Annotated in this window: 28 protein-coding genes; 19 read left to right on the forward strand and 9 right to left on the reverse strand. The window is 39.6% G+C overall.

Annotated features, from left to right (window positions below):
• The 6 genes from BM015_RS21740 to BM015_RS15215 all read left to right on the forward strand — a co-directional run.
• Nucleotides 1-315: hypothetical protein (locus tag BM015_RS21740; protein WP_218148510.1), on the forward strand; the 315-nt coding region annotated here is incomplete at its 5' end.
• Between the two features lie 1,461 nt (nt 316-1,776).
• Nucleotides 1,777-2,208, forward strand: coding sequence for a type II RES/Xre toxin-antitoxin system antitoxin (gene parS, locus BM015_RS15195; RefSeq protein WP_090660324.1), 432 nt, complete (start codon nt 1,777-1,779; stop codon nt 2,206-2,208).
• Nucleotides 2,205-2,654, forward strand: a complete 450-nt coding sequence (locus tag BM015_RS15200; protein WP_090660327.1) for an RES family NAD+ phosphorylase — start codon at nt 2,205-2,207, stop codon at nt 2,652-2,654. The genes parS and BM015_RS15200 overlap by 4 nt, the downstream gene beginning before the upstream one ends.
• A gap of 360 nt (nt 2,655-3,014) precedes the next feature.
• Nucleotides 3,015-4,034, forward strand: a complete 1,020-nt coding sequence (locus tag BM015_RS15205) for a Dyp-type peroxidase (protein ID WP_090660330.1) — start codon at nt 3,015-3,017, stop codon at nt 4,032-4,034.
• A gap of 6 nt (nt 4,035-4,040) precedes the next feature.
• The gene (locus BM015_RS15210; protein ID WP_090660333.1) at nt 4,041-4,847 is read left to right on the forward strand and encodes a family 1 encapsulin nanocompartment shell protein; all 807 of its coding nucleotides are present in this window, start codon (nt 4,041-4,043) and stop codon (nt 4,845-4,847) included.
• Between the two features lie 128 nt (nt 4,848-4,975).
• Nucleotides 4,976-5,194: a hypervirulence associated TUDOR domain-containing protein gene (locus tag BM015_RS15215; protein WP_090660336.1), complete on the forward strand. Its 219-nt coding sequence runs from the start codon at nt 4,976-4,978 to the stop codon at nt 5,192-5,194.
• Nucleotides 5,195-5,215: 21 nt separating this feature from the next.
• Here the strand turns inward: BM015_RS15215 and BM015_RS15220 are convergent, their stop codons facing one another.
• From BM015_RS15220 to BM015_RS15255, 8 genes are all read right to left on the reverse strand, one after another.
• On the reverse strand, nt 5,216-6,397 hold the full coding sequence (locus BM015_RS15220; protein ID WP_090660339.1) for an AGE family epimerase/isomerase: 1,182 nt from the start codon (nt 6,395-6,397) through the stop codon (nt 5,216-5,218).
• A 66-nt stretch (nt 6,398-6,463) separates the two neighbouring features.
• Nucleotides 6,464-7,225 carry a ThuA domain-containing protein gene (locus BM015_RS15225; RefSeq protein ID WP_090660756.1) on the reverse strand — a complete coding sequence of 254 codons (762 nt, stop codon included), beginning with the start codon at nt 7,223-7,225 and terminating at the stop codon, nt 6,464-6,466.
• An 89-nt stretch (nt 7,226-7,314) separates the two neighbouring features.
• On the reverse strand, nt 7,315-8,415 hold the full coding sequence (locus BM015_RS15230) for a sialidase family protein (protein ID WP_090660342.1): 1,101 nt from the start codon (nt 8,413-8,415) through the stop codon (nt 7,315-7,317).
• 31 nt (nt 8,416-8,446) lie between these two features.
• The gene (locus BM015_RS15235; protein WP_090660344.1) at nt 8,447-9,121 is read right to left on the reverse strand and encodes a 4'-phosphopantetheinyl transferase family protein; all 675 of its coding nucleotides are present in this window, start codon (nt 9,119-9,121) and stop codon (nt 8,447-8,449) included.
• Entirely contained in the window at nt 9,108-9,365 is a 258-nt protein-coding gene (locus BM015_RS15240) for an acyl carrier protein (protein ID WP_090660346.1), read from the reverse strand. Before BM015_RS15240 ends, BM015_RS15235 begins: the two co-directional genes overlap by 14 nt.
• Entirely contained in the window at nt 9,365-10,636 is a 1,272-nt protein-coding gene (locus tag BM015_RS15245) for a beta-ketoacyl-[acyl-carrier-protein] synthase family protein (RefSeq protein WP_090660348.1), read from the reverse strand. The genes BM015_RS15240 and BM015_RS15245 overlap by 1 nt, the downstream gene beginning before the upstream one ends.
• A complete protein-coding gene (locus tag BM015_RS15250) occupies nt 10,633-11,088 on the reverse strand; it encodes a 3-hydroxyacyl-ACP dehydratase FabZ family protein (RefSeq protein ID WP_090660351.1) in 456 nt (151 codons plus the stop codon). Before BM015_RS15250 ends, BM015_RS15245 begins: the two co-directional genes overlap by 4 nt.
• Before the next feature lie 10 nt (nt 11,089-11,098).
• Nucleotides 11,099-11,902, reverse strand: coding sequence for an SDR family oxidoreductase (locus BM015_RS15255; RefSeq protein ID WP_177191925.1), 804 nt, complete (start codon nt 11,900-11,902; stop codon nt 11,099-11,101).
• Between the two features lie 227 nt (nt 11,903-12,129).
• Between BM015_RS15255 and BM015_RS15260 the strand changes: the two genes are divergently transcribed.
• From BM015_RS15260 to BM015_RS15305, 10 genes are all read left to right on the forward strand, one after another.
• A complete protein-coding gene (locus BM015_RS15260; RefSeq protein ID WP_090660355.1) occupies nt 12,130-12,612 on the forward strand; it encodes a hypothetical protein in 483 nt (160 codons plus the stop codon).
• Nucleotides 12,612-13,511 (forward strand): hypothetical protein, encoded by a 900-nt coding sequence (locus BM015_RS15265; protein WP_090660358.1) that lies wholly within the window; start codon nt 12,612-12,614, stop codon nt 13,509-13,511. Before BM015_RS15260 ends, BM015_RS15265 begins: the two co-directional genes overlap by 1 nt.
• Before the next feature lie 5 nt (nt 13,512-13,516).
• Nucleotides 13,517-14,665, forward strand: a complete 1,149-nt coding sequence (locus BM015_RS15270; RefSeq protein WP_177191926.1) for a dialkylresorcinol biosynthesis protein DarB — start codon at nt 13,517-13,519, stop codon at nt 14,663-14,665.
• Nucleotides 14,666-14,704: 39 nt separating this feature from the next.
• Nucleotides 14,705-14,950 (forward strand): type II toxin-antitoxin system HicB family antitoxin, encoded by a 246-nt coding sequence (locus tag BM015_RS15275; protein WP_090660361.1) that lies wholly within the window; start codon nt 14,705-14,707, stop codon nt 14,948-14,950.
• Nucleotides 14,947-15,165 (forward strand): type II toxin-antitoxin system HicA family toxin, encoded by a 219-nt coding sequence (locus BM015_RS15280; protein ID WP_090660364.1) that lies wholly within the window; start codon nt 14,947-14,949, stop codon nt 15,163-15,165. Before BM015_RS15275 ends, BM015_RS15280 begins: the two co-directional genes overlap by 4 nt.
• Nucleotides 15,166-15,197: 32 nt before the next feature.
• Nucleotides 15,198-15,605: a flexirubin biosynthesis protein DarG gene (locus tag BM015_RS15285; RefSeq protein WP_090660367.1), complete on the forward strand. Its 408-nt coding sequence runs from the start codon at nt 15,198-15,200 to the stop codon at nt 15,603-15,605.
• Entirely contained in the window at nt 15,595-16,614 is a 1,020-nt protein-coding gene (locus tag BM015_RS15290) for a BtrH-related acyltransferase DarH (protein WP_090660370.1), read from the forward strand. Before BM015_RS15285 ends, BM015_RS15290 begins: the two co-directional genes overlap by 11 nt.
• On the forward strand, nt 16,611-17,351 hold the full coding sequence (locus tag BM015_RS15295; RefSeq protein ID WP_090660373.1) for an ABC transporter ATP-binding protein: 741 nt from the start codon (nt 16,611-16,613) through the stop codon (nt 17,349-17,351). Before BM015_RS15290 ends, BM015_RS15295 begins: the two co-directional genes overlap by 4 nt.
• A gap of 85 nt (nt 17,352-17,436) precedes the next feature.
• On the forward strand, nt 17,437-18,714 hold the full coding sequence (locus BM015_RS15300; RefSeq protein WP_090660376.1) for an ABC transporter permease: 1,278 nt from the start codon (nt 17,437-17,439) through the stop codon (nt 18,712-18,714).
• Nucleotides 18,715-18,978 carry a phosphopantetheine-binding protein gene (locus BM015_RS15305; protein ID WP_090660379.1) on the forward strand — a complete coding sequence of 88 codons (264 nt, stop codon included), beginning with the start codon at nt 18,715-18,717 and terminating at the stop codon, nt 18,976-18,978.
• A gap of 192 nt (nt 18,979-19,170) precedes the next feature.
• Here BM015_RS15305 and BM015_RS15310 read toward each other — a convergent pair whose 3' ends face one another.
• Nucleotides 19,171-21,993 (reverse strand): M16 family metallopeptidase, encoded by a 2,823-nt coding sequence (locus BM015_RS15310; protein ID WP_090660382.1) that lies wholly within the window; start codon nt 21,991-21,993, stop codon nt 19,171-19,173.
• Nucleotides 21,994-22,228: 235 nt separating this feature from the next.
• Between BM015_RS15310 and pheS the strand changes: the two genes are divergently transcribed.
• From pheS to BM015_RS15325, 3 genes are all read left to right on the forward strand, one after another.
• The gene (pheS, locus tag BM015_RS15315) at nt 22,229-23,257 is read left to right on the forward strand and encodes a phenylalanine--tRNA ligase subunit alpha (RefSeq protein ID WP_090660384.1); all 1,029 of its coding nucleotides are present in this window, start codon (nt 22,229-22,231) and stop codon (nt 23,255-23,257) included.
• Nucleotides 23,258-23,501: 244 nt separating this feature from the next.
• On the forward strand, nt 23,502-23,879 hold the full coding sequence (locus BM015_RS15320; RefSeq protein ID WP_090660387.1) for a hypothetical protein: 378 nt from the start codon (nt 23,502-23,504) through the stop codon (nt 23,877-23,879).
• 108 nt (nt 23,880-23,987) lie between these two features.
• Nucleotides 23,988-26,123, forward strand: a complete 2,136-nt coding sequence (locus tag BM015_RS15325; protein ID WP_090660762.1) for an elongation factor G — start codon at nt 23,988-23,990, stop codon at nt 26,121-26,123.
• Nucleotides 26,124-26,174: the final 51 nt, after the last annotated feature.

A 26,174-nucleotide genomic window follows, 5' to 3' on the forward strand; every position in this document is an offset into this window, starting at 1 on the left:
GTCAATTTAGGCTGGCCAAAGGTGGTCAATATACTTTGGCGATACCTGGTCAGCTTAAACCGGCGAAGAGTGGTCAATTTTGCCGACGCCTCCACATCCATGAAAAAATTAATGAATGACATGTACCGGTCAACATATGAAGCTGCGAATCTAACCAGATCCGTGCTAATTGTTGTTGATGTTTTAAAAGGGAATAAAAGCAATTTAAAAGATGGCGATACATTAGACTTAAGAGGAATGTCAAGTGCACAACTAACACAATTTTTGCAGGCGCTATTAAAGCAAGGCTTCAAAGGCACCGTCCATAATCAATAATATCGAAGAATGTGAGACAGTTGTTGCTAATTCTAAAAATTATATTTATAATCCTGTTCATTCTAAATGTTTCAATTTGGATTATTGCTCAAGGTAGTGGGCATAACATACCTTTAAGAACAAATTTGATATTTGGTATTAGGAGTTTTATCTGTTTGATTTTAATTATAGTTTTTAATTATTGGGAAGGCAAAGCGAAGGCAAAAAAATAAAAGAGTATAAATTAAGATGTGCTATTGCAGCAATCCAGATCCTAATAGGTCCAAGTACGTGGTTTAAAAAAATTAGGTTGCTGACAAGAAAAGGGGAACAAGCAAGCTGAAAATAGAGATTACTATTATTGATGTTGTAAGAAGTCTCGTTAGTTATGAAATCCAAGCAAATAAATTTTTTTATTACCCCGGGCGACAAGCACAAGATAGATTCTTTTCTTAAAGCTAACAATGCCTTACTATTAGAACTAATGTTAAGGCTCCAAAAATTGATTCTGATATTTCTTTTGAGAAGGAGAACATTTTTCAATTTTTTTTATCAAAAGAGGAATTTATAAAAGGGATTTTTTTCAAGCAAGTTGAAAATAGAGATTACTACTATCTTGATGTTGTAAGAAGCCTCGTCATAGAATTTGACGTTGGTGGATTTTATCCATATAGCAACAAGGAGTTACATCGCGGTAGATTTTACTGTGTCACATCCTTTTATAAGGAAGGAGCTATTATAGATAAAGATGTCGAATTTATAAAATGGATGAATGGAGTCTTCAAACTATTTCAAAAAGAGTTTCTTGTTAGAAAAAGTGAATATATGGGTTATTATTTTTCTGACAATGCAATAAAATGGGTTAAAGAAAATAATGCCCGAATTATTGAAGGTGGTTTAAAGCTGCTTGCAGGGGCTAAGATAAATGCATAATGGAGTCTATATTTTACATCTTTATACTATTACTTTGCAGAATAGTTCTTAATCATTTTTTCTCATTGAGATAACTTATGAGACTAAAAAATGGTGGAATATAAATAGTTTGTTTTCAAATTATTATACAGGTGCTGTTAATCCTGTCCTCCCGACTTTTTAGGGTTCAACCGCATCAATCCTTGTAAGATCATTTGATTTACAAGGATTTTTTATTTTCTATCATGTTAAGTTATTTCAGAAAAGGCAATATTCAGGTGAGTAAACTCAGGCACATGCTTCCATCTTATAAAAAACATTAAAAGAATTACTTGAAAAAAGGTGAGCGTAAGTAACTGCGTTTTGAAAAGGTTGTCTTTGACAGCCTTTTTGTTTGATCATGGGTTGAAATTGATAATAATATACAGTTGGTAGAGAGTTAGAAAGTTGAAGTAATAAAACAGCCTGTAAATAAATTTGATAAGCCAAACAACAAACCTTCCATGAAAAGAAATTTTACGTTTTACTAAACGTAATTATTCCATATATTTGTTAGGAAATAATTCTATTATGAGCGCAGCGACAAATACCAAGATTTCCCTTTTTAACCAGTATGAAAAAGAGTTGTCTAACCCCATAGCGATGGTAATGAAAGCTGCAGAAGGGTTAGCAGTATCTGTTTTTGACGAGATTATCCGGATTTCTGCCCTGAATAAAAATCAGTTGGCTGCATTCATTGATGCTACGCCCAAAACGATTGACAATTACCGGATGCGGCAACATAAGCTGGGCCGCATAGAAAGCGAACAGCTTTTGCAGCTAATGGCGCTCTATAAAAAAGGGCAGGAAATTTTTGGTGATTCAGAAGCCCTTAATCAATGGTTGAAACAACCCGCTTCGGGGCTGGGAGGAATTATTCCCTTTGACCTGCTCTATACGCAAGGAGGAATCAACCTGGTTATAGAAGAATTACTAAGGATTGAATACGGGGCGCTGGCATGATCGTTTATCGCATCACCCTGGCAAAATGGGTAGGCCATCTTACGGCATCGGGGCGTGCCGCCCGCTGGAACAGCAATGGTTACTTTATGCTCTATTCGGCTAGTACAAGAGCGCTGGCCTGCTTGGAAAACATGGTTCACCGGCGCAGCATCGGAACAGATGATCTTTTCCGGGTTACGCTGATAGAAATACCGGACAACCTGAAAATAAAAAAGATAGATAAAAGAACGCTTCCGGCCAACTGGCAGGAATATATCAATTATACATCCTGCCAATCTATAGGAGATGCTTGGTTAAAAGGAAATGAAACTGCTGTATTGCAAGTTCCATCTGCAATCATTACGGAAGAACACAATTATTTGATCAACCCTCAACATCCCGATTTTACGCGAATAAAAGTGCATTCCATCGAGCGCTTTACGTTTGATGAACGATTGTTGAAATAATGCCAATGCAGTTTGATTCTTGGCCTACATGTTTTTATGGACTCCTCAAAGAATTGTGCAACTTCTCTATAAGATACTGTTTGGGATGACTTTAAATTAAAGTTGGAAAATTATTTCAGTAAAATTGATTTTCAAGTAATGGCAAAAACAAAGAAAAGAGTCTTATCAGATGCTCATGAATCAAATGCCGGAACGGATTACCACATTCTTTTGGCGAATAGTTAGTTGATAAACCAAATGTAATGAGATTTTAATAATGTACGGAAGGATATTTTACATCACCTATACATTTTAAAAACGAAAATGTAGTTTTGTTAGAATCTTATTTTATTACAGAAACGTTTTATTTCATTGCCGAATATGGGTCCGGAGCCGCAAAAAGTATTGGATTATCATGGTGACAACGCCATTTTTATGGTGTGGAACTTTAAGCCTGGCATCGCAGTAAAAGATAGCTTTCAGCGCGTTTGTGCATTGGTAATAAACCTTAATAATTCAGCCGGTAACCGTTTCCCCGATTCCGGCGCCAGTTGCGTAATGGGCATAGGGCATGATGCATGGCTGCGGCTTGAGCTTCCAACGCCCCTGCCTGAGGAACTGGAAAATTTTGCCCCGGTAATTGGCGAAAAACATACGGCGGTTTCCACAAAAGGCGATTTGCATTTTCATATAAGAGGAACAGGTAAAAGCTTGTGTTATGATATGGCGTCGGCTATTGCAGAGGTGCTATCGCCCGTTGCAACAAGCGTGGAAGAAGTTCATGGTTTCAGGTATTGGGATGGGCGCTCTATCCTCGGTTTTGTGGACGGCACCGAAAACCCGCAGGGAAAAGACCGCGCCTATTTTGGTTTGATTGGTGATAACGATCCCGCTTATCGCGGCGGCAGTTATCTTTTTGTTCAGAAATATATTCATAACCTGGCTGCCTTTAAAGCATTAACCGTAGAAGAGCAGGAAAAAGTGTTTGGCAGGTATAAATGGGATGATGTGGAAATGCCGGATGATATAAAGCCCGCCAATTCGCATATTGCTTTAAGCAATGTGGGCGATGACCTTAAAATCATCCGGGATAATATGCCTTTTGGCAATATGTCAACCAATGAAATGGGCACTTATTTTATTGCTTATGCCAGCACCTTTACCACGGTGAAGAAAATGCTCGATAATATGTTCATTGGACTGCCGCCGGGCAATTACGACAGGCTGCTGGATTTCAGCACAGCCAAAACAGGAACATTGTTCTTTGTGCCGTCGGCAACATTTTTGGATAATGTAGCATCGGGGTTGCCCGCACTGGAAACCGGGGGCGCAAATGCAGAAGACAAAACGGGGAAGCTGCCGGGCGATGGCTCGTTAAATATTGGATCACTAAAAAAATAAAAAGATATGAATAATCTTTACCGGGAACTTGCTCCCATTTCTGATGAAGCCTGGGCCCAGATTGAAGAAGAAGCCAGCCGCACCCTTAAACGCCACCTGGGTGCAAGGCATGTGGTAGATGTGGTTGGCCCTAAAGGTTTTGATTTTTCGGCGGCAGGCACCGGTCACACAAAACAAATTGAAGCGCCGGGCGATGGCATACAGGCTGTGCAGCGTGAAGTGAAAGCATTGGCAGAACTGCGTGTGCCGTTTGAGCTTTCTCGGCAGGCGATTGACGATGTGGAACGCGGCTCCGATGATTCTGACTGGGACCCGCTGAAAGATGCTGCGAAAAAAATAGCTTTTGCAGAAGACCGCGCCATATTTGAAGGTTATGCGGCAGCTAATATACAGGGCATGCGGCAGGAAAGCAGTAATGCAGCATTAACATTATCTTCCAACGTGCGTAACTATCCTGATATAGTGGCACAGGCCATAAGTGAATTGCGGCTTGCAGGCGTTAATGGCCCTTACAGGCTTGTGCTGGGTGCAGATGCTTACACAATAGCCACGGGCGGCAGCGATGAAGGTTACCCGGTGCTGCAACATATTTACCGGCTGGTGGAAGGAGAAATTATCTGGGCGCCGGCAATTAAAGGCGGCTTTGTGCTTTCTACCCGCGGCGGCGATTTTGAACTGGACCTCGGGCAGGACATTTCTATCGGTTATCTCAGCCACACCGAAACAGCGGTAAAACTGTACCTGCAGGAAAGTTTTACTTTCCGGGTGCTTACCACGGAAGCATGCGTGGCGCTTAATTCTTCAGTAAAATAAATTGTTCAGGAAAGCTTTGAAATTTTTATTGTGCCAGGCATAGCCTCACAGGTTTGATTGTTTAGAATTTCCATTCATCAGGAACAAACCTGTAAGGGTTAACGCTTATAAAAAATATTTTAAATTTTATGGCAGCAAAGTTTAAAGTGGGTGATAAAGTGAGCTGGAATTCAGAAGCGGGAAGGGTTTCAGGCACTATAATAAAAGCACACACAAAAGATTTTGACTATAAAGGTTACACGCACCACGCCACGAAAAACGATCCGCAATATGAAATTAAAAGCGATAAATCCGATCATATTGCAGCGCATAAAGAATCGGCGTTAACGAAGTTGAATAGTGTATAATGCAGCCGGAGGAAGAACTTCTTACACCCTTTTTATTATTTCGAGGCAAGCCCTTGAATTATGATACGGGCATTTCCATAAGCCGGCCTTATCTTCTTTTTGCATAACGGAATTATCTTCTTTTACGCCCCAGAACCATTCGCCGTGGCTGCTGTCAAGAATATGTTGCTGAATAAATTGCCAGGTATTAACAGCTTGCTGCAAATACTTATCATCACCCGTTAATTCATAAGCATTATAAAAACCAACAAGCGCTTCTGCCTGCGGCCACCAATGCTTTTCTTTTATTAAAGCTTTTTGCAAAGGCTCATATTCATACCATAAACCACCATCTTTATCCAGGCCTTCTGCTGTTGCATCAGTAATTTTTACCGCATACTGCTTATAAATCTTTATCCATTTTTTATCATTAATTATTTCAGCGCATTGCAGTAAAAGCCACGCAGCTTCTATATCATGACCATAAGAAATTACATTAGGTTTTTCATTCCATTGCTCATCAAAAAACAATCTTAAATGCCAGGTTTTATGATCGATGAAATAAGTATCAAACAGTTCAAGCAATTCAGCTATTTTATTTTTTAAATCTTCAAACGGATAAACTTTGTACAGGTTAGCATAGGCTTCAATAATATGCAAATGCGTATTCATGGTTTTCTTTTCATTGGCATCTTTCGCACTTAAACGCAAATCATCCATTTCCAGCCAGTCTTTCGCAAAGGCTTCAAAATAACCTTTGTATTGTTTATCGTAACTGTGTTCTTCAATCGTTTTATATAAATCCAATGCAAGATTTAAAGCTTCATTATTTTTTGTTACCAGGTGATATTCACTCAAACCATAAATGCAAAATGCCAGGGCATAAACCTGTTTTTTTGAATCAAGCGCCTTGCCTTCAAAATCCACTGTCCAGCATACGCCGCCGTATTCTTTATCAATAAAATGTTCACGTAAATATTCAAATGCCCTCGTTGCGATGGAAAGATATTTTTCGTTATTAATGGCGTTGTATGCAGCAGAAAAGGTCCATAATATCCTTGCATTCAGCACAGCGCCCTTTGGCGCGGTTGCATAAACATCATTGGCGTTATCAATCTTGCCAAAAAAGCCGCCGTTGATCTCATCAACCGTGTGCTTCATCCAGTAATCCAAAATAGAAAGCAATTCATTATAAAGCTGCTGTTTCAATTGTTCCGGTTGCATGCTGGCAATGGTTTTATCATTAGTTACTTCCTTAATGATTATTCGTGCACAATAATAAGTAAATGATTATTTTTTTGCTGCCCAGAAAATTGCATTTTTAACGAGCGTTACGTAAACAGGATTATCCCAGAGATCAGGCCCGTGCCCCATGAATATATAAATGTTTTTGGCCTTTACTTTATCATTGGTCCAGATAACAGGATGATCGCCCATTTTTATATTTACATTACCAGGCTGATAAGAAGATTCATCTACACTGGCCAGCACATGCACATTTGGCCGCGGGTTTTTATCATACGTGTACCATTCTTCTTTATTAATGGTGAACCAGCGTGGCATATTTTTAAACACGGGAAACGTTGTATCTTCTATATGCACTGTGCCTGAAGCAAAATCAGCAATATAATTTTTGAATTGAATGCCACCCATAAAACTGCAGAACCAGGGCCACATTTTATACCCGTCAAAATCTCCTAACAATGAAGCATGATGAAAGCCAATCCATCCGCCTTTGCCTTCTTCTATATATTTTTTAAAAGCATTCTTTGCCTGGTCATTCCATCCGTAAGGAACAAAGTCAAGCTGGATTAGCAGTTGATATTGCAATAAAAAGCTATCGGAAAAATCATTGGTATTTTGCCTGTAATCGATAGTAAAGTTGCTGTCGGCGGCCAGTTGATTCAGCCATACAATAGCCCTTTTTGAATAGGCTATATGATGCCCGCCATTTTCATAAAATGCCAGTACTTTAAACCGGGGAGATACGTTTTGCGCCCTGGTATTTAATGACGCCATCAAAACAACTATAATTATTAAAACCTGCTTCATTATTTTGTTTACAGCAATACGCCGGATTATATGCAACATCTGAAACTGAATTGTTCTGCCACTTCAGTATTAACCACCGTTACATAAAATCAATGCCCTTTTTTGTCAGTATTAATCTTCATGGTATTCCATCCCGATTTATTCATGTCAATCATTTGCAGCTTCGATGGATCGATCTTTACATATTTTATTTTTTCGCGGCGCCAGGTATAAACAATATGTATCATGCCGTCTTTTGATTGTATTACTGCAGGGTAAGAATATTCACTGATGGGAGAATCTTCCAACACAACCGACGCATACCATTGTTTGCCATCTTTTGATAAAGCAACATTCAACGGCGTTCTTGCGCCGCTGCCATTTCCCGCACCAGCAGGCGGCAATACATGATTATACACAAGCAACTGCAAACCGTTATTCAATGTTACAGCATCAATACCTGAGTTATTATTAGGCAATTCAGTGCAGGTTAAAGCGCTCCATGTTTTGCCGTTATCGTTACTCCAGGCTGATGCAATACAGCGGCTTTTTGTTCTGCATACAATTTGTAAATGGCCATTTTGATAGGTAAGTAAAGAAGGCTGTATTGCTTCCATAGAAGAATCCAGTTTTATCATTGACCATGTTTTGCCTGCATCAGCCGTTACTTCAAGGTGCACATGCCAGCCGTTATTTTCCGTGCTTGACGGACAAATTAATTTGTTGCCAACCATCACAGGTTTATCTTTTATTGGGCCAAGGAAACCATCAGGTAAAGCCTCTGCGGCGCTCCATGTAAGACCGTTATCTGTTGATCTTTTCAGCCAGCCTTTCCATGTGGAAGGGCTTGGCCCAATCTTATAAAATAATAACAGTTCGCCGCCGGGCATTTGATACAGCACCGGGTTCCAGCACGGGTAACGCAATGTATCATTCACAATGTCATCAGCCACCTGCACAGGTGTTTGCCATTTATTATTCACCATCCTGCTCAGATAAATGCAAACATCAGGATTGCGTTCTTCTGTGCCGCCAAACCAGGCAGCTACCAATCCTGCAGGCGTTTCTGCAATTGTTGAAGCATGGCAGGAAGGATAAGGCGCGGTGTCATAAATAAATTCATCTGTTATAATACCTTGTCTCCAGTTAATATTTTGTGCTGAAGCAGCAATCATAAAACATAAACATATTACCGATAAAAGATACTTCATTATGGTCAATTTAGTCAGGTTCAACTGTTAATCAGGCCGCATTATTTTTTTGCAGCGTTTCATTATTCAGCAATAATGCATAGGCTACAAAAAAGCCATCATGTGTTAAGGAAAGCAGCACATCCGGATGCTCTTTAATATATGGAATGCCTGCAGGTGTTTTTAAAATTTCAAAGTTATTTCCCGGGAATTTTGCCAATAAAAATTTTCGTACTTCGGATGACTGGTTAAAGTGATTGGCGTCATCAATTTTCTTTATGCCCCAGCAAATATTTTTATACTCATTTTCAGCAGTGGTAATGGTATAAATGAATTCTTCTGTAATAATTGACCAGGAATAATATTTCTCTGTGTTGATAATAGCTACGCTTTCATAACAAAATTCAACCGGCATAAATTCACTTTCTAATAAATTATGATGCATGGCAAAAGATGAAATTGCCGGTGGGTTTATTGTGTGCACCTGTATTTTCCAGCCGCCTTTTAAAAGTTGCGGCTGCTGCCTCTTCTGGAATTTATATACAGATTCTTTTATGCTCCAGCAAAGCCATACAAACTGCACAAATGAAATTGCCAGATTATTTGTATTAAAAAGGGCTGCTTCCCTGTCTGTAAGAAATTTTGAATAAAACCTGGAACTGCAGGCACGTTCAATGCCCGTATTGGTTAAAGCAACAATATCGTTACCAATACTATTTTTTCTCATTTATTTTTTCCAAAATAACATCAACACAACTGCCGATGTTATGTATTTTTTCAGCAGAATCCATATCTATTTCAATATCGTACCGTTCTTCAGCTTCAATAATAATATCAACCATATTGGCTGAATTTATTTTAAGGTCGTTTACAAAATCGGTTTCCGGGCCAATAGAATTAAGCGTTTCCTTATCTGGTGTATAATGTGCCAAAACTTTTTTTAATTCCTCTAAAATGTCTTCTCGCGTCATTATTTTTTAAATTTTGAAAAAATTAAACAGGCATTTACATCGCCAAACCCAAAGTTAGCTTTAGCTGCAATATTAATTTCTTTATTTACTTTTTTTGTTGGTAATGCGTTCACACTTACAATATCTGTTATTTCAGGATTTGGATCCTCAAGATTGATATTGGGATGTACAAATTGATGCATGAGCTGCAAAATTACAGCTACACTTTCTATTGACCCCGCTGCGCTTAAACAATGCCCTATCATTGATTTAAGGGAATTGATCAGCGGAAAATCTTCTCCTCTCCTGTTCAGGGCTTTGCTCCAGTTTTCAATCTCCATTTTATCGGCCATTGTTGCTGTTAAATGCCCGCTTATCAAATCAATATCAGCAGGATCAATTGCGGCATTCGCTAAAGCAGCATCTATACAACGAATAACACCTTCGCTGTTTGGCGCGGTCATAGAACCGCCTTTTTTCTGTCCGCCGGAATTGGTAGCGCCGCCCAATATTTCTGCATAAATGGTAGCATTACGCGCCAGTGCAAAATCAAGGTCTTCCAATACCAGCGCTGCGGCGCCGGAACCAGGCACAAAGCCACAGGCCGTTGCACTCATAGGCCTTGATGCTTTTTCCGGCTCATCATTAAACTTTCTTCCGAGAATGCGCATGGCATCAAAAGCGCTGAACACGTAGCTGTCAATATATTCATTACTGCCTACCAACATGCGTTTGGCAGTACCACTTTTAATGTATTCATAACCCATTAAAATAGCCTGCGAGCCGGTAGCGCAGGCTGCCGAATTAGTGATTACCCTGTTTCCTATACCCAGCAAGCCGGTTATATTGGCTGTGGCGCCGCTGTTCATTAATTGCTCCACCACTTTTGAGCCAAGCTTGCGGGATTGCTTCATATCAACATGTGTAATCACCCGTTTCATTATCTCCATATCAGCGAGGCTGTTGCCGAAAACACAGCCGGTTTCCCAGTGTATTTCGCCGGTATTGATGGCATTGCCGGCATCCATCCAGGCATCGGCGGCGGCTTTAATAGCATAACCTATTGTGCTGCCCCGCAAACCGTGAAAGGCAACTTCAGATAAATAGTTTTTGAGGTCGTCAAACTGAAAATCGGGAATACCACAAACCTGGCAGTTAAAATTCAATTCCCTGAAATGCGGCATGAACTTAAGGCCGGAAACACCATTTTCAATAGCATTTAAAAAAGCAGGAACGCCAACGCCGTTTGGCGCCACAACCCCCAAACCTGTAACAACAACTCTTTTACTCATAGCGGGTTATTATTGCTTTGTATCATCATGCCTGAAAATATGCCCCTTGCAACCGTTTCGTTTTTTTCATTCATCATTTCTACCGTGCATTTTAACTTATTAAAACGAAAATATTGTTTTTTAGATACAACCTTTAGTTTTTCGCCAGGCAACACAAGCTTATGAAAGTCAACCTGGCTTGAAGTAAATAAAGGAATTATTTTTTTTTCGGGAGATAAACCTGCCTGCATTAATAAATAGATGCCTAACACTACCAGGCCAATTTGTGCCATAATTTCTGTAAGAATTACGCCGGGCGTAACGGGATTGCCAGGGAAATGATCTTCATAAAAAAAGGCATCCGGCCGCAAGGTATATTCCCCAACAACACCATTTTCATCCAATGAAATAATAGTATCAACAAAACGGAAAGATGATTTATAAGGGAGCTGGTTTAAAACTTCTTCGTACATATTTTCTGTTTTACAGGCAGTGTTCCCCTCCGTCCACATGAATTACAGCACCGTTAATCCACGAAGCTTCCGGCATACATAAAAGATAAATAACGTTTGCAACATCTTTAGTGGTGGTCATTCGCCCCAGCGGGTTTGATTGCTTTGCATGCTGCATCAGTTTATCATTACCTGCAATTTTTTTTAACGAAGGCGTTTCGGTTATCCCCGCTTGAATCAGGTTCGTTTTAATACCCTGTTTTCCAAACTCAACCGCCATATAGGTGGCAAGGCTTTGCAGTGAAGCTTTGGCTATGGAAACTGCTGCATAACTCTCCCAATATTTATGGGCGCCTGCGCTGGTTAAACCAATAATACGGGCATCTTCACAAAACAGGTTTGCTTCAAAAAGCAGGCGCGCCCAATCGAGCAGGCTGTTGCCCATTGCATAGCTTGTGTAAGCAATATCTTCGGTAGTTATTGTTTCTTTTTTATCTGCCGCAACAACAGGTTTTAGATTGCCCCGCGCCACAGAATGCAGCAATAACTTCACACAATTGCCTGCATTTACTTTTTCGGTAAATGTCTCCATGAATTTTTGACGGCCATTTACTTCCAGTGCGTTAATATTAAAAGGAAGAATAGTTACCTCGTTTGCCTCGGCAATTTGCTCAAAATGCAGTTTTACAGGTTTTTCTGCAGCGGCCGTTTCCCGGTAAAGAACAGCGATGTTCATACCATGTGCAGCCAGTTTTTCTGCGGCAGCAAGACCAAAACCGCTGGAACCACCCAGAATTACCGCCCAAAAGCCTTCAAATTGTTTATTGCCCTGCAACAGATTATTATTTAAATATTATTGGGGCGCAAATAACTGAAAAAAACTTTATTTGCCCCTACAGAATTACCGCAGGTTTTTAACATTAATAGAATAAACAACAAGTAAAAGCAAGGTTCATAAATTAAATTTGCCCGGTTCTGGCAGTATTTGAATAGTGCTCTAAGCTGATTAAATTTTATTGTATATAGATATAATTAAACGCTTTTTAACCAAATAGATAAACCATGAAAGCAGTTTTATTTTCACTATTATTCATTACGGTATTTTCTCAAAAAGATAGGAACAGGAAAGATTTTGACAAGCAGGCTTTTTACAATGCCGTAAGATCAGAATCCGTGAAAACTATAGATGAACAAATTACAGCCGTTCAATCTTCAGGCCTGAAAGATAAAGATGCTTTTGAAGGAACGCTCTTGATGAAAAAAGCCGGGCTTGTAACCGGCGCTAAAAATAAACTCAACCTGTTTAAAGATGGCCGCATAAAACTGGAAGCCGCCATAAAAAACGATAATTCAAATACGGAATACCGTTTTATGCGGCTGATAATTCAGGAGCATGCGCCTAAGATTGTAAAGTACAGAGATGAACTTACCGCAGATGCCGCCTTTATTGAAAAAAATTTTAGAAATTTATCGCCCGAATTACAACATATAATTATTGACTACAGCAAACAATCTACAACACTAAAAACAACCAATCTACAATAATGAGTAAAAAGATCCTGGCGATTTATTATTCGCAAACCGGCCAGTTGGGAGAAATTATTTCAAACTTTTGCAAACCCTTTATAGCTGCGGGCCATGAGGTTGACTTTGTGCAGTATCACATGCAGCAGGAGTTTCCTTTTCCCTGGACAACAAAAAGTTTTTTTAGTGTAATGCCCGATTGTGTTTTGGGAAACATTAAGCCTTTAAAGCCTTTCAGTTTAAAATATGAAAAATATGATTTGATTGTTTTAGGTTATCAGCCCTGGTTTTTATCACCCAGCATTCCTTTTAATTCTTTAATGCATGATGAAAATTTTTTGAAAGTGTTAGCCGATACGCCGGTTATAACGCTTACCGGCGTAAGAAATATGTGGACGAATGCTTTCGAGAAAATAAAACCGATGCTCATCAATGCAAAAGCCAATCATGTGGGTACAATAGCCTTGTTCGACAGGAACCTGAACCTTGTTAGCATCTTTACCATATTTCACTGGCTGGTTGGCGGAAAAAAAGACCGTTATCTCGGTTTCTTTCCATTACCCGGTGTTTCTGCTGAAGATATTGCCGGTACCGAAAACTTTGGAAAACTGGCTTTGCCTTACCTTGAAAAAAATGAATGGGGTGGCCTTAAGCAGGAGTTCATCAACGTAAAGGCAGTTGACCCTAAATATCATTTAATGTTCATTGAAGGCAAGGCTGGCATCATGTTTAAAATATGGGCAAACGTCATCAGTAAAAAACAGAATAAAAGCTTCTGGCTTGCTGCATTCAAATATTATCTTTTAATTGCGTTGTTTATAGCTGCGCCAATTGTTTGGGTAATTAACATGCTCATTTTTAAGCCGTTTTTATCAAAACATATCCGCAGAAAAAAGGAAATGCTTTTAAAACTGAATTAATTACTATGTCGCTGAACGAAGTTTATATTACAAACACCTCTTTATTTCTGCCCAATGAACCTGTGCCTAATGATGATATGGAATTGTATCTTGGGTATATTAATGGCAAGCCTTCCAAATCAAAAAAAATTGTACTTCGCAATAACGGTATAAAAACAAGATATTATGCATTGGAAAAAGGTGGTAAAACCACGCATACCAATGCGCAAATGACGGCTGAAGCTGTACGGGAATTGTTTAAAGATAATCCTGAAAAATTAAAAGCAATCGATTTGCTTTCCTGCGGCACTTCTTCGCCCGACCAAATGATGCCTTCACATGGCGTAATGGTGCATGGCTGGCTGCCGGAGGCAGAAGCTATAGAAGTGGTTTCTCCATCGGGTGTATGCTGCGCGGGCATGCATGCTTTTAAATATGCTTACCTCGCTGTTAAATCAGGCGATGCCGTTAATGCTGTTGCAGCAGGCTCTGAAAGGTTTTCTGCATCTTTAAGGGCCAATAATTTTGATGAAGAAGCGCATAAGCTGGAAGAGCTTAATAAAAATCCATACATCAGTTTCGATAAAGAATTTTTAAGATGGATGCTTTCCGATGGCGCATCAGCTTTTCATCTCACCAATAAACCGAACGATGAAGGTTTGAGCTTACGCATCGACTGGATTGAAGGTGTTTCATACGCCAACGAAATGGAAACCTGCATGTACATGGCCTGCGAAAAACAGGCAGACGGTACCATAAAAAGTTATCTTGAATTTACGCCGGAAGAGATCATGACAAAATCTATCCTGAGCATTAAACAGGATATCGGTTTGCTCAGCGATAATATTGTTCCGCTTGGCGGCAGAAAGCTGAAGAAAATATTTGAGCGCGAAGGTTTAACCATTAATGACATAGATTATTTTCTGCCGCACATGTCAAGCGAATTTTTCAGGCCGAAGATTTATGAGATCATGTCGGTTTTTGAAGATTATATTCCTTACGAAAGGTGGTTTGTAAACCTTACTACTTTAGGCAATGTGGGCGCGGCATCTGCTTATTTTATGGTGCATGAATTATTCAAAAGCGGCAAGCTGAAGAAAGGAGAAAAATTACTTGTGCTCGTGCCGGAAAGTTCAAGGTTTTCGTATATGTATGCGTTGCTTACGGTATGTTAACAGGAAAGTTTAATGAACAAAGTTGTTTAATTTTATTGTATGGCTGAGTTTACGTATAAGATAAGATTACAAAAAGAACCTGAAGGTGGTTATACAGTAACTGTTCCGGCCCTGCCAGGTTGCGTAACGTATGGTGATGATGTGGATCATGCAATTGAAATGGCAAAAGAAGCGGTTGAATTATACATTGAAAGCCTTGTTCAGCATGGTGAAAAAATTCCAACGGAAAACAACACACTGGAATACTCTCTTCATGTTACACCTGATGTTCCTCAATTAGCATGAGCAAAACACCCGCATTAACACCTAAAGAACTTATTAAATTATTAGAGCAAAAAGGGTTTGTTTTTGATCGTGCAAAAGGTTCGCATCAAATTTATTTTCATAAAGAGAAAAAATTAAGGGTTGTTGTTCCAATGCATAATAAAGATTTACCTGCAGGAACATTGCATGCAATTTTAAAACAAGCAGATATTTATAAAAATGAATTACTAAAATGATGATTTATTTTGCCATATAAAGCTGAACAAATATGAAAAAAGATGAAGTTCCGCAGGATTTGGGCGCACTTGGCAAACTCACCAAAGAAGTTTGTTACGCCACCGATGAGCAGGGTAAATACACTACGGCTTTAAGCAATGGCTGGGAAGTAAAAACGAATGCGCTTGATGTAACCTGGGAAAATATTCAGCATAAAGTGGAAGCGGCAAAAGCAAAAGTGTTGAACAATGAAGCAAGCCCTATCTTGTTTTTCATGGAAAAAAATATAATGGATATTAATATCCTTTCAAGTTATACCGGTTTTTTTAAATGGCAGATAAAACGCCATTTAAAACCGGCTGTATTTAATAAACTCTCACCAAAAAAAATAAATAAATACGCCGAAGTGTTTAATGTAACTGTGGACGAATTAAAATCAATGGAGGCGTATGGCCAGTAATTTCCATCACGCACAATCTGCACATTGCGAAAGCGGCGTTACCAGGAACCTTCTTCAAAATATAGGCGTTAAACAAATTACAGAACCGCTGGTGTTTGGCATGGGCGCAGGCTTGTTTTTTATATATATTCCTTTATTAAAAATAAGTGGCGGCCCCGCATTGGCATTCCGCTCTGTTCCCGGCATTATTTTTAAAAGAACCTGTCATTCTTTAGGCATTAAAATCATCCGCAAAAAATTTTCTTCAAAAGAAAAAGCAAAGGAAGAATTAGATAAAAAACTGAGCGAAGGCATGGCGATTGGTTGCCAGGTGGGCGTATATTATCTGCCTTACTTTCCCAAAGAATACCGTTTTCATTTTAATGCACATAACATTGTTGTGTTTGGAAAAGAAGACGGCAAATATTTGATAAGCGACCCTATTATGGAATATCCAACAACCATGACAGATTATGAGTTGGAGCGTGTGCGTTTTGCCAAGGGCGCTTTAGCGCCACGCGGACAAATCTATTATACCTTGGCAACAGAGCCTGTAACGGAAGAAAGAATAAAACGCGCCATCATTAAAGGCATAAAGCTGAATGTATTTCACATGCTAAAAATACCGGGCGCTTTTGCCGGTGTAAAAGGCATTGCTTTTCTTGGTAAAAGAATAAAAAACTGGCGTGATAAACTCGGCACCGAAAAAGCAGGTTTATACCTTGCCCAGGTGGTGCGCATGCAGGAAGAAATAGGTACCGGCGGCGGCGGCTTTCGTTATATGTACGGCGCTTTTTTGCAAGAAGCTTATAATTATTTTCAGCATGATGAGCTGATGAAATTGTCAGAAGAATTTACCAAAGCAGGCGATCTTTGGCGCACAGCAGCCGTGCAGGCTTCAGGCATTTATAAAGGCAGGCTTGGCTCGCAGCAGGATTATAATATTATGGGTGATTATCTTGCCGAAATATCTGTAATTGAAAAACTGGCTTTTACAAAACTGGCCGCTGTAAATAAACAATTAAAATGATACCGCCGGCTATTCAAATAACCAATCTCTGTTTTAATTACAGCGATCAGCAAAACCTGTTTACAGGTTTAAATTTAACGGTTGAAGCTGGCGACCGCTTTGGTTTATTTGGCCCTAACGGCGCAGGCAAAACCAGTTTAATGAGTTTAATGACAGGCCTTCTGCCCTTTCACGAAGGCAGCATTCATTTGCTTGGAAACTCCGTTGAAAGAAATGATAAAAATGCAAAAAAACTTTTTGGTTTTGTACCGCAGGATTTTTCTTTTTATGAAGAACTTACACCCAAAGAAAATCTTGAATTTTTTGGCGCATGGAGCGGCCTCGGTAAACGTGAAATTGAGCAACGCAGCAATGAACTGTTTAACATCTTAGCGCTTGAACCTGTAAAGAATAAAGCCGTTAAAAAATTTTCAGGCGGCATGAAACGCAAGGTAAATCTTGCCATCGGCGTAATACATAATCCACGTTTATTGTTTTTGGATGAGCCCACTGTTGGCGTTGATATTGAAACACGGCAGGAAATTATTGCTTATTTAAAAAGGCTGAACGAAAGCGGCACCACGCTTATTTATACTTCGCACCAGTTAAGCGAGGCCGAAGAATTATGCAATAAAATAGCGCTCATAAGTAATGGAAAAATCATTGCTTTTGACACGCTTAATAATTTATTGCAGGAACATGGAAAACAAGACCTCGAAGATTTATTTGTTCACCTAACCGGCAAGGCTTACGAATGAAACCGCGCATGATATTTTTTTTCCTGCAAAGAGGTATATACATAGCGAGGTTACATGAGACCATTGAAAAAACAGATATGCACGAATGAAACTTTGGGCAACCATACAAAAAGATATACGCATTTTATTCCGCGATAAAACAGGCCTGCTGCTGATGTTTGCAATGCCGGTTTTATTAGTGCTTGTGGTTACAGGCATTCAAAACAATAGCTTTGATGTAACCCATAAAAGCACTTTATCAATTATTGTCTGGAATAAAGATACCGGGAGCATAAGCCGTGAATTTGTTGATGCGCTTGATTCAACCGGCTTATTCCATCTTTCTTTTTACAGAAATATAAATGAAGAAAAACTGCGCAATGATATTTTGAAGAAAAATATGGCGGGCAGCATCATCATTAATAATGGCTTTTCACAGCAAATACTGGCAACATCAAAACAAACGGCAGGCAGGGCCTTGCAATCTTTCGGGCTGGAAAGCGATACAACGGGCACTGCTTTTTCAACCAATAAAAATCATTTAAAATTTTATTATAACCCTGCATTACAACAATCGCTTAAAGCCTCAGTAGAAGGTTCTGTATTAAGCGCTTTGCAGATAATACAAAGCCAGGAAGTATTAAAACAATTATACTTTGCCATTAATGAAGCGCCGCTACCCGACTCTTTAAAAAAGCAGTTATTAAAAAGCGATATTGGCCTTGAAGCAATTCCGCTTACATCAAACGGGCAGGCAACCAATTTAAATGCAACACAACATAATGTTCCCTCATGGACTATTTTCGCCATGTTCTTTATTGTAATGTCACTCGGGGCCAGCATTGTAAGAGAAAAGCTCAGCGGCGCTTTCATACGTTTAAGAACATTGCCAACCAACTATTATATTTCACTGCTGTCAAAACAAATTACTTATCTCACTGTTACTTTTATACAAGCCGTTTTAATTTTTACCATTGGCGCTTTAGTATTCCCGCTTATTGGTTTACCGGCGTTACAATTACCCGGCGATATTGGCGGTTTGATACTTGTTACGCTGGCATGTGGCTGGTGTGCTGTAAGCTACGCTTTATGTGTGGGCGTGTTTGCCAAAACACAGGAGCAGGCAAGTGCATTTGGCGCTGTATCCATAATTATATTGTCGCTGATTGGCGGTTTAATGGTACCGGATTTTATTATGCCGCAAGGCTTTAAAAGTTTAAGCAGCCTTTCACCTTTACACTGGTGCCTGCAGGCTTATTACGGTTTATTTTTACAGAATGGCAAACTTGGTAATGTTGCCATGTATATTTTATTTATCATTATTATTGCAGTTGTTTTACAATTAATTGTTTTGCTGCAATTAAAAAGAAAAAGATTTATTTAAATGGAAACCTCAGAACTGAAACTTCAGCTTAAAAAGCAAATTATAGAGTTTTTAAACTTAACTGATCTTACGCCCGAAGATATTAAAGACGACGCCGAATTATTTGGCGAAGGTCTCGGCCTCGACTCAATCGATTCCCTCGAACTTATTGTGCTGCTTAACCGTGAATACGGCATTACAATTAAAGACCCAAAAGAAGGCCGCAAAGTGCTGATTGATGTAAACACGATGGCCGACTACATTCAGCAGCACAGAACAAAATAAATTATACTTGAGTTGTTTTGCAGCCAATGGTTCCTGCACTGTTGCATCGCGGCGGCTGCATCTTCTTTCATAAAACAATCGCTGATATTTTTATAACGGCTCAAATCATTATTCCACAACAATTCTTTATAAAAGTAAAGGATACATTTTAGCAACGTACCCTTTACTTTTAATACTATAATTAAAACGTCGTTACTTCTCCGGCATCAATACCGCTTTTATATAATTGTTCATGTTTAAATATTTAACGGCTGCTTCCTGTATATCTTTTGGCGTTACAGCCTGCGCTGCTTCATTATATTTCAATATCCAGTCAGGATTTTGCTTATCTATAAATGCACTGCTAAGGTTGGAAAGCCAGTAATCATTGTTCTTTATATCTGTTGCATATTGCTCCCTGATATTTGCTTTTACTTTTTCAAGATAAGTTGCTGCAACGCCATTTTGCTGCACATCTTTTATAATAACAAATAATGCCTTTGTTAAGGTGTCAACATTTTCAGGCGCACATGGAAACCGCACAGTAACACTATAATGGTTATATGGCCTTGCCGTTATCAATCCACCCATACCGCCGCCATAAATGCCGCTCATGGCTTCACGCAATTGTTCAATAATTTTAATATTCATTACTTCTGTAAGCATATCCAGCTTTAATGCATCTTCATAACTAAATTTAGCATCGCCTGTAAAAATGATGTTTACTGTGCTGCGCGGTTCATTGCCTTTCTGTACCGTAAAATCTTTTACACCTTTAACCGGCCTTAAACCAACATCAGTGAATTTATTTTCTTTTTGTTTGCCTGGTAAACTTCCAAGATATAAGGCCAGCAAGGGTTTGATGGAATCAACATTAATATTGCCAACAAACGTAAAATGCATGCCATACATATTGCTGTATATCTTTTTATAAACAGCCATAACTGCATCAAGGTTAATGGCATCATAATCCGCAGGCTTTGGAATGCCTGAAGCCCATGGATTATTGTTGTACATCACTTTTGTAAGCGTATCGCTGAAATAAGAATTTGGATTGGCCTGTATGTTTTGAATAAAGGCTTTTTGAGAAGATATAAATGCTTTGAATAAATTATCATCCCTTCTCGGTGCAGTTGCATATAAATACAGCAACTGCAACATTGTTTCCACATCTTTTACATTGCAACTGCCTTGTATGCCCTCTTCTGATGTATTGATATATGGCTGAACACCGGCTGTTTTGCCCGCCATGAATTTACCAATATCTGTTGGCGACATATTGCTTACACCCATCGATTGTATAATGCTTGCGGCATTTTGAGCACTGAATTTATCTGCCAGCGGAAAGTTTTGATAACCGCCCCAGCGCCAGCCGTCAAATTGTATTTCATTATTCTTAAATGTGGTTGGTTTTAAGGTTACAGAAATACCATTGCTTAAAGTAATATCTGTAGTGCCTAACTCAGCATTCTTTTTCTCGCTGGTTATTTTACCGGCAACGGGTTGTTTATCCAGCAACGATGTGCCAACAGCATTTTCCGTATAAGCTGTTATTGGCTGTTTATAGGCATCATTCAAAGCAGTTAACAAGCCTTCATCCGTAGGCAAATCTTTTGCATTATCTGGCGCCATCAATAAAGCAAATTTGCCTTGTGTGCTTTCCATTTTTTTAGCAACAGCATTCACTTCAGCCAATGTTATTGTGGGTAATACCTGTTGCAAAAATTTATAGCGGTTGGCAATGCCTGTTATAGGTGTGCCTTCCAAAAAGCTATTTACATAACCATCAACAAAGCGTGATGATTCTGTTTTATCAGCATCTTTATAAGCCGACTCGGTTTGATTAAGCAGGCTTAGTTTAGCCCTGTCTAATTCCGATTGCAGGAAGCCATATTTTTTCACGCCTTCTGTTATTTTGGTAACAGAATCAATAGCCGCCTGTACAGGTTTATCGCCCAGGAAAATAAAAGAAGTAAATGCCCTGTAACCGCGAATAAACTCCTGGAAGCTTGTTCCGGCAAACAGGAATGGCGGGTTGGCCTGCTGCGTTAATTCCCTTAAACGCTGGCCAATGATAGCATTGAATAAACCTTCTGTAATAGACTGCCTGTAATCGTTCCATGTAACAACGGGCGTATCTTTTTCTACATAATTAAATACCTGCAGTATAGTGTTGGTTTGTTCTTTATCCGTTAATACCATTGCCTTATTTTGCGTGCGCATTGGTATAGGAATAATAGATGGCCTTGGCACTTCATTGGCAGGGTTGGTAAAATGGCTGAAATGCTCTTCAATTTTTTGTTTGGCAACAGCCGGGTCAATATCACCTACAACAACAACGGCCTGCAAATCGGGGCGGTACCATGTTTTATAAAAACGTTCCAGCGTTGCGGGTTTAAAGTTTTTTAAAGTATCATCAATACCAATGGGCAAACGCTTTGCATATAAAGAGCCATTGAATAATTCAGGGAAATATTTGGTGCGCATACGTTCACCGGCGCCTTTGCCCAGGCGGCTTTCTTCCAGCACAACACCTCTTTCTTTATTTATTTCAGCAGTATCGAGTAAAGCATTGCCGGCCCAGTCTTCCAGGATGGTAAAGCCGCTGTCAAGCTTGGCGGCATCATCAGAAGGAATAGGAAGAATATAAACAGTTTCATCAAAACCTGTATAAGCATTCAGGTCAGCGCCAAATTTTACGCCGATTGATTGCAAATAATTCACTATTTCATTCTTTGGAAAATGTTTCAGACCGTTAAAATTCATGTGCTCCATAAAATGTGCAAGACCTTGCTGCGATGAGTCTTCCAGCACAGAGCCAGCGTTTACTACAAGCCTTAATTCCACTTTATTTTCAGGCTTTTTGTTTTGACGTATATAATAAGTTAAGCCATTGGAAAGCTTACCCACTATAACATTACTGTCAACAGCAATTTTGTCGTTAAGGTTAAACTGTGCATTAAGCGTACTGAAAAAAAATAAAGCAGCAGCTAAACATAAAAGTCTTGCAGTAAAGGTTTGAATTGTTTTAACCATAAGTAAGTTTTATGCCGATAAATGTAGTGCGTTAGCGATAAATAAAACATGCAATATTTTCAATATTTAAAAAATGCCATCAAAAAGTGTTGATTTTTCATGCAGGACAAAGGAGCATAAAGAGAAATAATACAATCCTGCAGTTAAGGCAGTGCTTTCTGTGCAACAGAATTTCAAACTGCCTTTGGTTATACAAACAATTTCCTGAAAAGCAAGCTATACTTATCTTCGCGGCATGGAACTATCAGCGCAAATTGAGCAGCATAAAAAAGAAATAGAAGCATTCACAGGTGAAAACAGTGAAGCTGCAGAAGCTTTCCGCATAAAATATCTCGGCACAAAAGGCATTGTAAAAAATATAATGCAGGAAATGAAAAATGTGCCGAACGATAAGAAGAAAGAAGCCGGCCAGCTATTAAACAGCTTTAAACAATTTGCCGAAGCAAAATATGAAACGCTGAAACAGCTATCAGTTGTCAGCCATCAGCCATCAGCCAAAAACATTGATTATACTTTACCAGGTGATGATATAACTATTGGCACGCGCCATCCTTTAAGCATTGTGCGCAGCCAGATTATTTCCATTTTCAGCAGGCTTGGTTTTATATTGGCTGAAGGACCCGAAATTGAAGACGACTGGCATAATTTCACGTCGATGAATATGCCTGAAAATCATCCGGCCCGCGATATGCAGGATACTTTTTATGTGCAGAAAAACCCAGACTGGCTTTTGCGCACACACACCAGCAGTGTGCAGGCCAGGGTAATGGAAAAACAAAAGCCGCCTATCCGCATTATTTGCCCCGGCCGTGTGTACAGGAATGAAACCATCAGTGCAAGGGCGCATTGTTTTTTTCACCAGGTAGAAGGTTTATATGTGGCAGAAAATGTAAGCTTCGCCGACCTAAAACAAACGCTTTACTTTTTTGTGCGTGAAATGTTTGGCAAAGACGTGAAGATACGTTTCCGCCCCTCCTATTTCCCGTTTACCGAGCCCAGTGCAGAAATGGATATAGATTGTTTGATCTGTCATGGCAAAGGCTGTAATGTGTGCAAGCATACCGGCTGGGTGGAAATTTTAGGCAGCGGCATGGTGCATCCTAATACACTCAAAAATTTTGATATTGATCCTGAAATTTACACCGGCTTTGCTTTTGGTATGGGCATTGAAAGAATTTGCCAGCTTAAATACCGTGTAAACGATTTACGCTTGTATTCACAGGATGATGTACGGTTTTTAAAACAATTTGCCGGCGTGGTGTAAATAAACTTAAGAGATATGTAACTACCAACGGTTTTGGTTTAAAATATTAAACTAAAGCCGTTTTCAATTTATAAAGGCAATTTGGTAAGATACCTGTTTTTCCTTAACAAACTGCTGTTTTCAAACAAGTTTCACCATTATTTTTTTGCTTGAATTTTAAAAGAATTAGTACTACATTTATTCGAACAATTCGCCCCAACTGCGCAAAAAACAGCGGGCATTTCTTCACTAAAATTTAAATCCCATGGTCGAAACAGAAATCTCCCAGTTTGCCAGGGAATGCAACGATTGGAGAGAAACATTGCGTTCCCATCGTGATGAATTGCACCAGATGCAAACCACATTACAACAGGCAGTTAATCATCCGTTATCCAAAGAAGAACAAACAGAACTGGAGCACCTTCAAAACCAGTTACACATTCAGCTAATCAACATTCACGATCTTAAACACGCAGTTAAATTGCACGACCGCAAACTGCACACCGACGTCTCGGAACCTCCCGCATTTCCTGATAATGTTTCTGTTTATCACGAAAACCTTAATGAAGATTATCATTCGCTTGAAAGCACAATAAGCGAACTACGCGAACAGATAGATAATTTCATACACCAGGTTCAGTAAAATCCGATAAATAAATTTCTTTAATAACCATTTGAATGAGGCAAAGGCTTTCGCATGCTGATAATTGCAGCATTCAAATGGTTTTCTCTTAATGATAAATTTTATGCTATGCCAGAATTTGATACCGCACACGTTAAATCAATTGTCTTGCTCGGCCATGCCGGCTCCGGTAAGACTACATTAACGGAGTGTATGTTATACGAAGCCGGATTGATAAATCGCCGCGGCACTGTTGCAGAAAAAAATACGGTAAGCGATTACCATGAACTGGAACAGGAACGCGGCAATTCTATTTTTAGCAAATTGCTTCACACCAAATGGCGCGGTTACAAAATAAATATTATTGATACGCCTGGCTATGATGATTTTGTGGGCGAAGTAATATCTGCATTGCGTGTGGCCGATACAGGCGTGATGCTGTTAAATGCGGTGAACGGCGTTGAAGTTACTACCGACATTATTTGGGATTACACCGAGCAGTTTAAAACCCCGATGATCTTCGCCATAAACAAATTAGACGATGACGATGCAGATTTTGACCGCACAGTTGCCGAAGCAAAAAATCATTTTGGCAGCAAGGTGCAGGTGGTGCAATATCCCCGGCAGCAAGGCGCAGGCTTTCATGAAATAATTGACGTGCTGCGCATGACGATGTATAAGTTTAAAGATACCGGCGGCAAGCCTGAAAAACTGCCTATTCCGGATGATGAAAAAGCAAAGGCCGATGAACTGCACCGTGAGCTGGTGGAAGCCATTGCCAGCAACGATGAAACCCTGATGGAAAAATATTTTGATAAAGGTGAGCTTGATGAAGATGAAATGAAAGTTGGGCTAAAAAAAGCAATGATTAATCATGATATATTTCCATTGTTTTGCTTGAGTGCAGAACGCAATATGGGCAGCGGTAGGCTGATGGGTTTTATTGATAATGTTTGCCCAAGCGCTAATGAAATGCCGCCACAGAAAACCATTAAAAACGAAGATTTGCCCTGTGATGAAAAAGGCCCCGCCTGCATGTTTATTTATAAAACTGTAAGCGAACCGCATGTGGGCGAACTGTCTTTCTTTAAAGTATATTCCGGCTGCATTAAAAGCGGTATGGAACTGGAGAATGAAAGCACAGGCGTTAGTGAAAAAATAAACCAGTTGTTCTTGGTAGAAGGCAACAAGCGTACAAATGTGAATGAACTTTGCGCCGGTGATATTGGCGCAACACTTAAACTAAAAAATACGCATGTAAATAATACATTGCATGCAAAAGGCAGGAGTTATGAATTAAAGCCGATAGAATTTCCGCCACCCAATATTACAGTTGCCGTTGAGTCAACAAAAAAAGGTGAAGAAGAAAAGTTATCGCAGGCCTTGCACCAGTTAAGAGAAGAAGATCCAACATTGATTGTTGAGTTTTCTCCCGAGCTGAAACAGATGTTGATTCATGCACAAGGCGATATGCATTTGGCTGTTGCCAAATGGAAAATTGAGCACAATTTTAAAATAGAAATAAAGTTTGAGAAGCCGCGTATCCCCTATCGCGAAACCATTCGCAGGGAAGCTGATGCCACATATCGCCATAAAAAACAAAGCGGTGGCGCCGGGCAATTTGGCGAAGTGTTTATGCGCATTGAACCCTGGTATGAAGGTATAGCAGAACCGCATGGCTTAAATGTACGTGGCCGCGATACGTATGATTTGGATTGGGGCGGCAAGCTTATATTTTACAACTGCATTGTTGGCGGTGCTATCGATGCACGTTTCCTTCCCTCTATTTTAAAAGGTGTGATGGAAAAAATGCATAATGGGCCGCTTACCGGTTCGTATGCAAGAGATATCCGTGTATGTGTGTATGATGGAAAAATGCACCCGGTTGACAGTAATGATATTTCTTTCAAAATAGCAGGGTTGCAGGCCTTCAGGCAGGCATTTAAAGATGCTGATCCGCAGATACTTGAACCTGTTTATAAAGTGGAAGTACTTTGCCCCGATGACCTCACCGGCGCTGTTATGGGCGATCTGCAAACACGCCGCGCCATTGTAGAAGGCATAGATGCAGAAAGAAATTTTCAAAAGATAACAGCCAAAGTACCGCTGGCAGAAATGGATGGTTATTCATCATCCCTTCGCTCCTTAACACAGGGCCGTGCAAAGTTCAGGAGCACCTTTTCAGAATATGCACCGGTGCCTTATGACCTGCAGCGTAAACTGATGGATGAATATAACAAAACAGAAAAGGAAGAAGTGGTGTAATTTAATGTCCGAAGATATTGCAGAATATAATAAAAGCCGCTTTAGAGATTA

The sequence above is a fragment of the Parafilimonas terrae genome (assembly GCF_900115755.1).
Classification (GTDB): domain Bacteria; phylum Bacteroidota; class Bacteroidia; order Chitinophagales; family Chitinophagaceae; genus Parafilimonas; species Parafilimonas terrae.